Below are 12,209 nucleotides of genomic sequence, written 5' to 3'. Positions count from 1 at the left end.
GATGAGCTCACAGCGGACTCAGTGAGGAGCGGTCGGCGTCCACCCGTCACCGCATGCTCCGCCATCAGCGGATTCGGCGATCGTGACCTCGCTGCCGTCGAGACGCAGCAGGGGGTTGTAGAACTTCGAGATCTCGATGCTGTCCACCGGGACGTAGTGAAAGATGAGCGATCGCCGGAAACGATCGTCCGACCGGTTCGGACCCGAACCGTGGACCATGCTCCCGTGGAAGAAGAGCACATCTCCCGAGGCGAGCTCGGTCTGCTCGGCGGAGAAGCCTTCGGGCAGGGTGATCTCGGTGCTCGTGAAGGATTCCTCCGGGTCGGCTTCGCCCGGGCAGATGATCTCGTAGCGATGCGAGCCGGGCACCACCTTCAGCCCGCCATTCACACCGTCGCAGTCGTCGATCGCGACCCACGCTGCGATGCAGGTCTCCGGGTGCGCCTGCAGGAAGATGTTGTCCTGATGAAGCGCCTGTCCGCGGGCTCCCGGCGGCTTGAAGTAGAACATCGACTGGGCCGCGTACACCGGCCCGACCATCTCCTGCACCCGATCGACGATGCGTGGGTCCAGCATCCACTGACGTGCCAGACGACCGACAGCCAGCTCGGTGCGTCGATGCGGATGGATGAAGCGCGGATACCGGGCAAGGGGATCACCATCGCTGATGCGGTCGTCGTGGCCGAAGTCGTTGTCGGTCTGCACCTGATCCATGAACACGTCGCGGATCTCGGCGGTCTCGGCCGCGCTCAGGAGGCCGCGAAGCTGGACGACGCCGCGGTTCTCATAGTCGACGGCGAGGGTTGAGGTGACACTGCTTGAGATGGACATGACAGTAACTCTGGTCCGCGAATCCCGCCTGCGCCATTGCATTTTCTGTCGATGACATGGAAGATTCTGCTGTGATTGTCAGCGCGGTTCCTCCGGCGGAGACACCGCACCCTCATGTCATCCGCGTCATCGCCGGCGAGTTCGCCGCAGGCAGCGATTACTCGACCTGGCGCGAGAACGGCACGGCGGACTGGCTCCTCATCCACACCATCGCCGGCGCGGGTCGGGTGGCCGGACCCGCAGGTGACGTCATCACCGCGGCCGGCGACAGCATCCTCCTGCGCCCGCATGCGCGGCACGACTACGGCACGGCGGCGAGCGCGTGGACCCTGGCCTACGCCCATTTCCACGCACGCGCGGAGTGGGCGCCGCTTCTGGACTGGCCGATCCGAGGTGGAGGCGTCGGGTTCGTGCACGCACCGGGCGAGGTGCGGCTGCGCATCCTCGGCGGGCTGCGAACGTCTGCCGCGTTCTCCGCAGGATCCATGCCGCAGTCGGAGCTCTTCGCGATGAACAGCCTCGAGTCCGCGCTGCTGTGGATCGATACCCAGAACCCTCTGCGCGGTCGCATGGACGAACGCCTGCTCCGCGTGATCGAGCACATCGGCAGCAGCCTCGCCGCCGACCTGAGCGTGCCGGCACTCACCGGTGTGGCAAGGCTGTCGCCCTCGCGCCTCTCCCACCTCTTCACCGAAAGCCTCGGAGTCTCACCCCAGCGCTACGTGGAACGCGAGCGGCTCGCTCGTGCGGCGCAGCTCCTCACCACGACCGATCGCGCGGTGAACGACATCGCGCGCGATGTGGGCCTGTCCGACCCGCTGTACTTCTCCCGGCGATTTTCCCGGCTGTACGGAATCAGTCCGACCGGCTATCGTCGCCGACCGTCCGCATCCGCCGACTGACGCACCACGAGTCGTCCGCCCCGCACGCTCATCCGGCCGCCTCTGCGCCACGACGCCGCGATCGGGCTCGTGCGACGATCATCAGCACAGCGGGCACCAGGACCATCACGAAGCCGCTGGGACCGACCATCCAGAAGCACGCGAGCGCCCAGAGCCCGAGAGCCGTGCCGACGTATGCGGGCATCGTCTTCCCACGCCGGCCGGCTCCGAGAATCAGGAGCGCCAGAAGCACTCCCGGAACGACGAAGCCACCGGGCAGTCCCCAGAACTGCACGCTCGCGTCGACCGGCGGCTGCGTGGTCCGGAACGGACCGGCCAGCCACTCCCCCCACCATGGATGCACCGCGAAGAGGGCCGTGTGAAGAGCGCAGATCACGAGCAGCGACACGCCTGCGGCGATGGTCAACCGGTCTGCGGGGGTGCGCGCACCGAGGGTGCTCTCTGGAGCGGAAACGGATGCTGCGCCTCGTTGATTCGTCATGCATCCAGCCTGGAGCGCCGCGTTCGCGCGAGCGTCCCTCATCCGGGCGAACCGCCTCGCTCTCGCGGGTGAGAACGCACGCGTCGCAACACGCCACAGGTGCAAGATATTTCAGCCAACGAAATCTATTGCATCGAGGCAGGAACTCTGTCACCATCAATCAGTCGTCCTGCATCATCCACACCAAGTAAGGGGCAATCAATGAAGATCTCCCGCACCACCGCCGCCGTCGTCGCAGCATTCGCTGTCCTCGCGATCACCGGTTGCACGGCGCCAGCCGACAAGAAGCCGACCGCCTCGGAATCCGAAGGGTTCCAGTGCGCCGAAGGCGAGACCTACGTGATGAACGTCATGGTCTCCGCCCACCAGTACTGGGTTCCCGTCTACCAGGGGTTCAAGCAGGCCGCTGAGGCGATGGGATGCGAGACGGTGTTCTCCGGCACTCCCGACTACGACATCAGCAAGCAGCTCGCCTCGTTCGAACAGGATCTGGTCGAGAAGCCCGCCGGCGTGCTGCTGCACCCGATGCAGGCGGACCCGTTCATCGAGCCGATCAACTCCGCCATCGAAGACGGGGTCGAGGTGGTCACCTTCGCCGCCGACTCGCCCGAGTCCAACCGGACCTCCTACGTCACCTCCGACAACCGTGCTGAGGCTGCCTTCGCGGCCGAAGAGATCGTCAAGGTCGTCGGCGAGGAAGGCGAGTACGCGGTTCTCGAGAACCCCGGTCAGAGCAACCACGACCTGCGCGTCACCGCATTCATCGAGTACATGGAGAACAAGTACCCGAACATGAAGCTCGTCGGCCGCCAGGCGACCAACCAAGACAGCACCAAGGCATACCAGGCCACCGGCTCGATCCTGCAGGCCAACCCCGACCTCGATGCGATGTGGATCCCCGAAGCCGGCTCCGCCGAAGGCGCCGCCGCTGCCATCACCGAAGCGAACGCCGACGTGCTGATCCTCCACGCCGACATCACTCCCACGACGCTCGACCTCATCAAGGACGGAACGATCCACCTGTCGGTGAACCCGAACCAGGGCATCCAGGGATTCATGGGCTTCATGACGCTCTTCATGGCGGCGCACCCCGACCTGATCGATCCGTTCAACGACTACAAGGAGTCCGCGTACAACCCCGCCCAGGTCCCGTTCGTCGACAACGGATTCTCCGTCATCACCAAGGAGAACGCCGCGTCGTTCGACCTCGAGAAGTACATGGAAGGGCGCACGACCGAGTAACTCTGCCCTGCCCCCGCCCCTTGCCCTCGAGCTCGATGGATGGAGACAACCATGGAACCCACGACGATCCTCGATATCAAGAACGTCAGCAAGTCGTTCGGTTCGATCCATGCACTGAGGTCCATCGACTTCAGCCTCCGCAAGGGGGAGATCCACGCCATCGCCGGCGAGAACGGCGCGGGCAAGTCCACCCTGATGAACGTCATCGACGGGATCGTGCGGCCCGACAGCGGCACGATCCTGCTCGATGGCCAGCCGGTCGAGATCTCTTCGCCGGCCGTGGCCCAGAAGCTCGGCATCGGGTTCGTGCATCAGGAGATCGAGCTGTGCCCCGATGTGACGGTCGCCGAGAACATGTTCATGGCAGCCACCAACGCGAGTCGCTCGTGGCTGATGGACCCGGACTCGCTCGAACGCAGAGCGGGTGAGATCCTCCGGCAGCTCGGCAACATCGATCCGCGGGCGCTGGTTCGAGATCTGTCGATCTCGAACCAGCAGCTCGTGGAGATCGCGAAGGCGCTCACCCTCGACTGCCGCGTGCTCATCCTGGACGAGCCGACGGCCGCCCTCACCGAGATCGAGGCGCAGACGCTGTTCCGCATCATGCGGGAGCTCTCCGCCCGCGGCATCTCGATCATCTACATCTCCCATCGGATGGTGGAGATCTTCGAGAACTGCGACCGGGTCTCCGTGTTCCGCGACGGTCAGCACATCATGACCAGCAACGTCGCCGAGACCACCCCATCGGAGCTGGTCCGCTCGATGGTGGGACGCGCACTCGACAATCAGTACCCCGAGAAGCAACGGGAGGATGAGCGCTCAGATGACGTCATCCTGTCGGTGCGGGGTCTGACCGACACCCCCCGATACCAGGACATCTCCTTCGACGTGCGCCGGGGAGAGATCCTCGGCCTCGGCGGTCTCATCGGCGCCGGCCGCAGTGAGATCGCCAAGGGCATCTGCCGGCTGGAGGGGGATGCGAAGGGTGAGGTGATCCTCAAGGGAGCGCCTCTTCGCCTGAAGCACTATCAGGACTGCATCGCCCACGGCATCGTCTACCTGTCCGAGGATCGAAAAGGCGAGGGCGTCTTCCTCGACATGTCGATCGCGGAGAACACTTCGGCGATGTCGCTACGCGAGATCTCGCGCTTCGGCCTGATCGGCAGACGTCGCGAGCATCGCCTCGCCGCAAAGGTCGGCCGCGGGCTGCGCCTCAAGTTCGGCGAACTCGACGATGCCGTCTCGACGCTCTCCGGAGGCAATCAGCAGAAGGTCGCTCTGGCCAAACTGCTGGCCGTCAACCCGCAGGTGATCTTCCTCGACGAACCCACCCGCGGGGTGGATGTCGGGGCCAAGGCGGAGATCCATGCCCTTCTGCGCGATCTCGCGCGAAAAGGGATCGGCATCGTGGTCATCTCCTCGGAGATGCCGGAACTGATCGGCGTCTCGGACCGGGTGATCGTCATCCGGGAAGGCGAGACCAGCGGCGAAGTCACCGGCGATGACATGACAGAAGAGAACATCTTGAGCTTGGCCTCGATGGTCGAGCGGAAGCAGGAGCTGGTGTGATGATGACCCAATCTCAGACTTTGATGACCGCGCCGCCCATGCCGGCGGCGCCCGACGCGCGACCCGATCTGAAGCACTACGTCTCCCGTTTCCTCCGGATGCGCGAGACGGGTCTGATCCTGATCCTGCTCGTCCTGGTCGTCGCGATGTCGTTCGCCTCACCGCACTTCCTCACGATCGCCAACATCGAGGCGATGGCCATGGTCTTCGCGGTCGAGGGGATCGTGGTCGTCGGCATGACGATCCTGCTCATCTCCGGCGGCATCGACCTGTCGGTCGGTTCGGTGACGGCCTTGTCGATGGTGCTGGCCGGGTGGCTCTACCTGCAGGGCATCGATCCCTGGCTGGCCTCGGGCATCGCGATCCTGGCGAGCATCGCCACCGGCGCCGTGATGGGAGTCCTGGTGACCAAGGTCGGGCTGAACCACTTCGTGGTCACGCTCGCCGTGATGGTCATCGCCCGCGGAGTCTGCCTCCTCCTCACCGGCGGCCGCCCTCTGGGACTGTATTCGCTGCCGAGTGAGTTCAAGTTCATCGGCCAAGGCTCCCTCGGACCGATCCCGCTCGTGATCGTCATCTTCCTGGTCGTGGTCATCGCCTTCGACTTCATGCTTCGACGCACGACCGCGTTCCGGAAGGTGTTCTACACCGGAAGCAACGAGAAGGCCGCCGCGTACTCGGGCATCCGCACGAAGCGCGCGATCTTCTTCACGACCGTGCTGTGCTCCGCGCTCTGCGGCGTGGCCGGCATCATCTACATGGCACGGTTCGGATCCGCGCAGCCGACGTTCGGAATCGGAATGGAGCTGAACGTCATCGCCGCGGCCGTCATCGGCGGAGCGAGCCTCAAGGGCGGGTCAGGGACCATCTTCGGAGCAACGCTCGGCGCGATCCTGCTCTCGGTGGTCTCGAGCTCGCTGACCCTTCTCGACGTCTCGGTCTACTGGCAGGACATCGTGCGCGGCAGCATCCTGCTCGCCGCCCTCCTCGTCGACCACTACCTGTCGCGTCGACGGGGGGCGTGATCATGGTGTTCGAGAACAGAGAAGACATCGCGACCATCCGTCAGATCCACACCGTCGTCACGCTTCACTTCGTCGAGGGAATGACGCAGTCCGAGCTCGCCACCCGTCTGAATCTCTCCACTTCCAAAGTGAATCGGCTCATCCGGCGAGGGCGCGAGCTCGGCATGGTCAAGATCACGATCGATGCGGGGCCGTTCCAGCCGCTCGTCGATCTTGAAGGCGAACTGGTCCGGACGACAGGGCTCGGCAACGCGGTCGTGACGCCCACTGTGGAGGGAAACCCCGACACGAATCTGCAGGTCGTCGGACGCGCTGCCGCCAACGAACTGCTCGCGACGATCCGCGACGGCGACGTGATCGCGATCACCGGTGGCAAGGCGCTCAGCGCCGTCGTCGACGGCCTCGCGCCGGACCGCGTCTTCGATGTGACGGTCGTCCCGCTCACCGGTGGCGTGCAGGGCAAGTACTACACCGACGTCAACCACCTGGCGACCCAGCTCGCCGACCGCCTCGGCGGCAGGGCCGTGCTGCTCCACGCCCCGCTGTTCGCGGAAAGCCGCGAACAGCGAGACACCCTCATGGAAGTCGGCTCGATCAAGCACGCGTTCGATCTCGCTCGGCGCGCGAACGTGGCGCTGGTCGGCATCGGATCGGTGGAGACGGAGGGGTCCAGCTACTACGATCTCGCACCGCTCTCGGAGTCGGATCGCGAGCTGCTGCGCAGCGGCGACGTCGGCGGAGAGTTCCTCGCCCACGTGATCAACGACGACGGATCGCTCGCGGATTCGCCGCTGAACTCGCGTCTGCTGGCGCTCAGCCCGTCCGAGCTCTCCGCGTGCCCGACCTCGATCGGCGTCGCCGTCGGCCCGGAGAAGGTGCGCCCCATCCGCGCCGCCCTGGCCGGCGGCTTCATCCGATCGCTCATCGTCGATGAGCAGACCGCGGCGTCGGTGGTCGCACCGGCCCAGAAGGAGAGAAATGACTGAGATGCTCACGCGCACGATCGGACACTCATCGATCGAGGCATCCGCAGTGGGTCTGGGCACCTGGGCCATCGGCGGGTGGATGTGGGGCGGCACCGATGAGTCGGAGTCCATCGCCGCCATCCAGGCCTCGATCGACGAGGGGATCTCGCTCATCGACACGGCGCCGGCGTACGGGCAGGGGCGCGCCGAGGAGATCCTCGGCGCGGCGATCCGGGGGCGTCGAGACGACGTGGTCCTCGCGACCAAATGCGGTCTCGTGTGGCACACCCGGAAGGGCAACCACTTCTTCGACTACGACGGAGAACCCGTGCATCGCTATCTCGGCCGCGAATCGATCGTCCACGAAGTGGAGGAGAGTCTGCGGCGCCTCGGAACCGACCACATCGATCTGTACATCACCCATTGGCAGGACCCCACGACTCCGATCGATGAGACGGTCGCGGCGCTCGTCCAGCTGCGTGAGCAGGGCAAGATCCGCGCCATCGGCGCGAGCAACGTCTCAGAGGAGAACCTGCGTTCCTACCTGGCGACGGGCGCTCTGGATGCCATTCAGGAGGAGTATTCGATGATCGCCCGCGGCATCGAGAAGGATCTCCTGCCGATCGCCCAGGGCGCCGGCGTCTCGACGCTGAGCTACTCGTCGCTCGCACTCGGACTCCTGTCCGGGAGCATGGGTCCCGACCGGACCTTCTCGGGCGACGACCAGCGCAAGGACAACCCCCGCTTCTCGCTCGCGAATCGGGAGAAGGTCGCCCGATTGATGCAGGCGATCGAACCCGTCGCCGAGGCGCACGCCGCGACCAAGGCGCAGATCGTGATCGCGTGGACGCTGCAGCAACCGGGCATCACCTACTCGCTCTGCGGTGCACGCAATCCGCAGCAGGCTCGGGAGAACGCCGCGGCGGGACGCATCCGACTGTCCGGCGACGAGCTCGAGCTGATCGACGACGCCGCGGCACTGAGCCTGACCGATCTCGACGCATGACCCCGCGGCCGCGGTCGACAGATCGGCCATCCCACCGACGGAGCACGCAGGAGGAAGACTCATGACCACCCCCAGGAGCGCCAGGTTCGATCAGATCCGTGCCGACGGCTCGTTCGATGCGATCGTGGTCGGCGGCGGGATCAACGGCGTCGGAGTGTTCCGGGAGCTGTCCCTCCAGGGCCTTCGAGTGCTACTGGTCGAACGCGTGGACTTCTGCTCCGGTTGCAGCGCCGCCCCGTCCCGGATGATCCATGGCGGACTCCGGTACTTGGAGAACGGCGAGTTCGGCCTCGTGCGCGAATCTCTGCGGGAGCGCGATGCGCTGCTGCGCAATGCACCGCACATGGTGCGCCCCCTGCCGACGGTGGTCCCGATCACCTCGGTGTTCTCCGGTCTGTTCAACGCCGCTGCGAGCTTCTTCCGGCTCTCCACCCGGCCGGCCAGACGCGGGGCCGTGCCCTTGCGGATCGGACTGAGCATCTACGACTGGGTCACCCGAGAGCGCCGGGCGCTGCCCCGACACCGTTTCCTCGGCACCCGCGCCGCGTTCCAGCAGTGGCCGAAACTCACCGAGCGCATGAAGTTCGCCGCCGTCTTCTACGACGCGTGGATCAGCTACCCGGAGCGGCTGGGTGTGGAGCTGGTCATGGACACGTCGGAGATGGCGCCCGGTTCCATCGCGCTCAACTACGCCGAGATCGCCAGTGACGGGTCGGGCTTCGTGGTGACCGACAGCGAGACGGGCACGCGATACCCGGTGACGACGAAGACGGTCGTGAACGCCACCGGCGCGTGGCTCGACGAATCCCTCGCCACGCTCGTCCCCGCCGGCGACCTGCCGGGTCAGCTGGTCGAGGGCACGAAGGGGTCGCATCTCGTTCTCGACAATCCGGAACTGCACGACGCCCTCGACGGGCACATGGTGTACTTCGACAACTCCGACGGCCGGATCTGCATCGCCTTCGGCTATCTCGGCCGCGTACTCGCGGGCTCCACCGACATCAAGGTCGAGCGAGCGGAGCGCGTGCGGTGCGAAGACGACGAGCGCGACTACATCCTCGAGTCCCTGCAGGCCGTCTTCCCCAGGGTGCCGGTGTCCACGGACCAGATCGTCTACTCCTTCAGCGGCATCCGCCCGCTGCTCAAGAGCGAACACGACTTCACCGGGAGGATCACTCGCGGTCACGATGTGAAGCGGATCGACGGCGACGTTCCCCAGTTCTGCATGATCGGCGGCAAATGGACGACGTTCCGCGCCTTCGCCGAGGACATGACCGATGAGGTTCTCGCCGAGCTCGGACGCGAACGCACCACGTCGTCCGCGGAACTGGGAATCGGCGGAGGGCGGGGTTTCGTCGATGCGTCGCGCATCGAAGCCGCGCTGATCGCGCAGTGGGGCGTGTCCGATGCCCGCGCGGCGCATCTCGTCGACGCGTACGGCACCCGGGCGTCCGAGGTCATGGAGTACTGCGCCGGACGCGACGACGATCAGCCGATCGGCGCCGGCGTGCAGCTCACTGCGGCCGAGATCGCCTTCATGGTGCATCACGAGTACGCCACCAGACTCGGTGACCTGATCCTGCGCCGCACGGCGGTCGCGATCACGGGGGCAGTGGATGCCGGCCTGATCGAGACGATCGCCACCGTCGCTGCAGCGGAACTGGGTTGGAATGACGAACGCCGTCTCGCCGAGATCGGTGAACTGGTGACGGATCTCGAGAGGTATCACCGCGTCGACCGCGACGCCCTCGACCGTCGAACTATGGAAAGGACCGTGTGATGCGCCTGAGCAACCTTGCGAGGATGAACCGTCTCTTCAGCGATGGGGGCTGTCTGGATGTCGCCATCGATCACGGAGTGTGCAACGAGCCCGGCTTCCTGGTCGGACTGGAAGACATGCCGAGCGTCGTCTCGTCACTGATCGATGCGATGCCCGACGCCATCCAGATGGCATACGGACAGGCCGACCTGCTGCAGTCCACCCCCGGCAAGGACAAGCCCGCACTCGTCATGCGCATCGACATGGGCAACCCCTACAACGCTCAGAAGCACCGGGTGATGTGGTCCATGCTGCAGAACCACGACGAGCCGATCATCGGGGCGCTGGAGATGGATGCGGCGTGCGTCGTCGTGAATCTCTTCATGCTGCCGGACGAACCAGAGCTCTTCCGCCAGTGCGTCGAGAACATCAGCAGAGTCCGCGCTTCGTGCGCCAAGTACGGGATGCCGCTCATGATCGAACCGCTGGTCATGCTGCCCAACGACGTCAGAGGCGGCTACCAGGTCGACGGCGACGCCGAGAAGATCGTGACGCTCGTGCGCCTCGCCAGCGAGATGGGTGCCGACATCATCAAGGCCGACCCGACCGACGACCCCGAGGACTTCCATCGCGTCGTCGAAGCCGCCCGCGTGCCGGTGCTGGTCAGAGGCGGCGGCAAGGAAGGACTCGAGTCGGTGCTGGCGAAGTCGGCGGCCCTGATGGCACAGGGCGCATCCGGACTCGTCTACGGCCGCAACATCTACCAGCACGAGAACCCGAAGGCCGTCGTCGACGCACTGATGGGGATCGTCCACCGGGGCGCCTCCGGCGCCGAAGCGTGGGATATCTACAATGCCGGCTGACGAGAAGCAGTACCTCCTCGGAATCGACGTCGGCAACACCGTCATCAAGGCGGTGCTGTTCGATCTCGACGGCGAACGGGTCGCGTCGTATGCGATCGACGGCCAGTCGACGACCCCGGAGCCGGGGCACGTGGAGCGGGATCTCGAAGAGCTCTGGCGCAACGCAAGAGAGGCGCTGCAGCACTGCATCGTCGCGGCCGGAATCGATCCCCGCCAGATCGTGGCGGCCGGATGCGCCGGGCACGGCAACGGCCTCTATCTCCTCGATCACGACGATCGGCCGCTCGTCGGGATCCAGTCGCTGGACACGCGTGCGGCCGGCGTCGCCGGCGAGCTGGCGGCCGCTCACGGCGATGCTCTGCACGCTGCTGCGCTGCAGGAGCCGTGGCCGTCGCAGACCCCTGTCCTGCTGGCCTGGATGCGACAGAACCGCCCCGAAGTGATCGAACGCGCCGGCACCCTCCTGATGTGCAAGGACTACATCACGTTCAAGCTCACGGGGCAGAAGGTCAGCGACATCTCGGACATGTCCGGAGCGGGACTGTTGAAGATGCCGGAATGCCGGTACGACGACGAGCTGCTCGCTCTCTACGGCCTGGACGGACTGCGATCGCTTCTGCCGCGGCTGGTCGATCCGACCGAGATCGCCGGAACGGTCACGGCGGATGCGGCTGCCCAGACGGGTCTCGCTGAGGGCACGCCGGTCGTCGGTGGACTCTTCGACGTGATCGCCAGTGCGCTCGGCGCGGGCGTCGTCGAGACCGGCGCGACCTCGATCATCGCCGGAACCTGGTCGGTGAACCAGTACCTGGCCGAGGAGCCGGTGGTGAACCGTGACGTCCTCATGGTCGCGGCCTTCGGATCCGAGCGATTCATGATCATGGACAACAGCGCCACGTCGGCGTCGCAGCTGGAGTGGTACGTCCGCGAGTTCGTCGAACGAGGCAGCCATCACGACGACCCCTTCGGCTTCTGCCATCTGCGGCTGGCCGAGGTCGCCCCGCGGATCGACGATCCGTACTTCCACCCGTATCTCTACGGATCACCGCAGGGCGCCGAGCATCGCGCCGGGTTCAACGGAGTGGCCGGCTGGCACGGCGAGGGACACCTGATCAGGGCTCTGTTCGAAGGCGTCGTGTTCGAGCACCGCCGGCACATCGAACGTCTTCGCGACGCCGGAGCGCAGATCGACAAGGCCACCCTCTCCGGAGGCGGCTCCCGCAGTGCGGTGTGGGGGCAGATGCTCGCAGACTGCCTTCGCCTCCCGATCGCGGTCGCGGCCGAAGACGAGACGGGCGCGCTGGGAGCGGCGCTGAGCGCGGGCGTCGGCGCCGGGGTGTTCCCCGACTACGAAGCCGCGGCCGCACGCATGACCCGCACGAGGCACGTCTACCAGCCCGACGCCGTCATGTCGGCGCACTACGATCGCCGCTTCCGCGTCTCGCGCGACCTCGCCACGGTTCTTCACGGCTTCTGGGACGCACAGCACCAGGATGCGCAGAGCTGAAACGCCCTCTGCGTGCACACGCGAAGAAGCCCCGGCAGGATGTTCCCGCCGGGGCTTCT

The 12,209-nt window shown here is 66.0% G+C and carries 11 protein-coding genes; 9 read left to right on the top strand and 2 right to left on the bottom strand.

What is annotated here, in order from left to right:
* Window positions 1–18: 18 nt before the first annotated feature.
* Entirely contained in the window at window positions 19–831 is an 813-nt protein-coding gene (locus LTA6_RS10005) for a phytanoyl-CoA dioxygenase family protein (RefSeq protein WP_341978032.1), read from the bottom strand.
* 71 nt (window positions 832–902) lie between these two features.
* On the opposite strand from LTA6_RS10005, the gene LTA6_RS10000 reads away from it, so the two are divergent.
* Entirely contained in the window at window positions 903–1,733 is an 831-nt protein-coding gene (locus tag LTA6_RS10000) for a helix-turn-helix domain-containing protein (RefSeq protein ID WP_407357752.1), read from the top strand.
* A gap of 28 nt (window positions 1,734–1,761) precedes the next feature.
* Here LTA6_RS10000 and LTA6_RS09995 read toward each other — a convergent pair whose 3' ends face one another.
* On the bottom strand, window positions 1,762–2,214 hold the full coding sequence (locus tag LTA6_RS09995; protein ID WP_341978028.1) for a DUF6463 family protein: 453 nt from the start codon (window positions 2,212–2,214) through the stop codon (window positions 1,762–1,764).
* Between the two features lie 201 nt (window positions 2,215–2,415).
* Here LTA6_RS09995 and LTA6_RS09990 point away from each other — a divergent pair, with 201 nt between their 5' ends.
* From LTA6_RS09990 to LTA6_RS09955, 8 genes are all read left to right on the top strand, one after another.
* On the top strand, window positions 2,416–3,456 hold the full coding sequence (locus LTA6_RS09990; protein WP_341978026.1) for a substrate-binding domain-containing protein: 1,041 nt from the start codon (window positions 2,416–2,418) through the stop codon (window positions 3,454–3,456).
* Window positions 3,457–3,507: 51 nt separating this feature from the next.
* Window positions 3,508–5,025, top strand: a complete 1,518-nt coding sequence (locus tag LTA6_RS09985; RefSeq protein ID WP_407357751.1) for a sugar ABC transporter ATP-binding protein — start codon at window positions 3,508–3,510, stop codon at window positions 5,023–5,025.
* A gap of 23 nt (window positions 5,026–5,048) precedes the next feature.
* A complete protein-coding gene (locus tag LTA6_RS09980; RefSeq protein WP_341978022.1) occupies window positions 5,049–6,050 on the top strand; it encodes an ABC transporter permease in 1,002 nt (333 codons plus the stop codon).
* A gap of 2 nt (window positions 6,051–6,052) precedes the next feature.
* On the top strand, window positions 6,053–7,036 hold the full coding sequence (locus LTA6_RS09975; protein WP_341978020.1) for a sugar-binding transcriptional regulator: 984 nt from the start codon (window positions 6,053–6,055) through the stop codon (window positions 7,034–7,036).
* Entirely contained in the window at window positions 7,029–8,021 is a 993-nt protein-coding gene (locus tag LTA6_RS09970) for an aldo/keto reductase (RefSeq protein ID WP_407357750.1), read from the top strand. The genes LTA6_RS09975 and LTA6_RS09970 overlap by 8 nt, the downstream gene beginning before the upstream one ends.
* 61 nt (window positions 8,022–8,082) lie before the next feature.
* Window positions 8,083–9,801, top strand: coding sequence for a glycerol-3-phosphate dehydrogenase/oxidase (locus LTA6_RS09965; protein ID WP_407357749.1), 1,719 nt, complete (start codon window positions 8,083–8,085; stop codon window positions 9,799–9,801).
* A 23-nt stretch (window positions 9,802–9,824) separates the two neighbouring features.
* Complete coding sequence (locus LTA6_RS09960; protein ID WP_407357748.1) at window positions 9,825–10,643, top strand: class I fructose-bisphosphate aldolase; 819 nt, start codon at window positions 9,825–9,827, stop codon at window positions 10,641–10,643.
* Window positions 10,633–12,150, top strand: coding sequence for an FGGY-family carbohydrate kinase (locus LTA6_RS09955; protein ID WP_407357747.1), 1,518 nt, complete (start codon window positions 10,633–10,635; stop codon window positions 12,148–12,150). The genes LTA6_RS09960 and LTA6_RS09955 overlap by 11 nt, the downstream gene beginning before the upstream one ends.
* The last annotated feature ends 59 nt before the right edge of the window (window positions 12,151–12,209 follow it).

The sequence above is a fragment of the Microbacterium sp. LTA6 genome (assembly GCF_045690355.1).
GTDB lineage: Bacteria > Actinomycetota > Actinomycetes > Actinomycetales > Microbacteriaceae > Microbacterium.
Note: the sequence above shows the minus strand (reverse complement) of the source record. Positions and strands in the feature narration are given on the sequence as shown.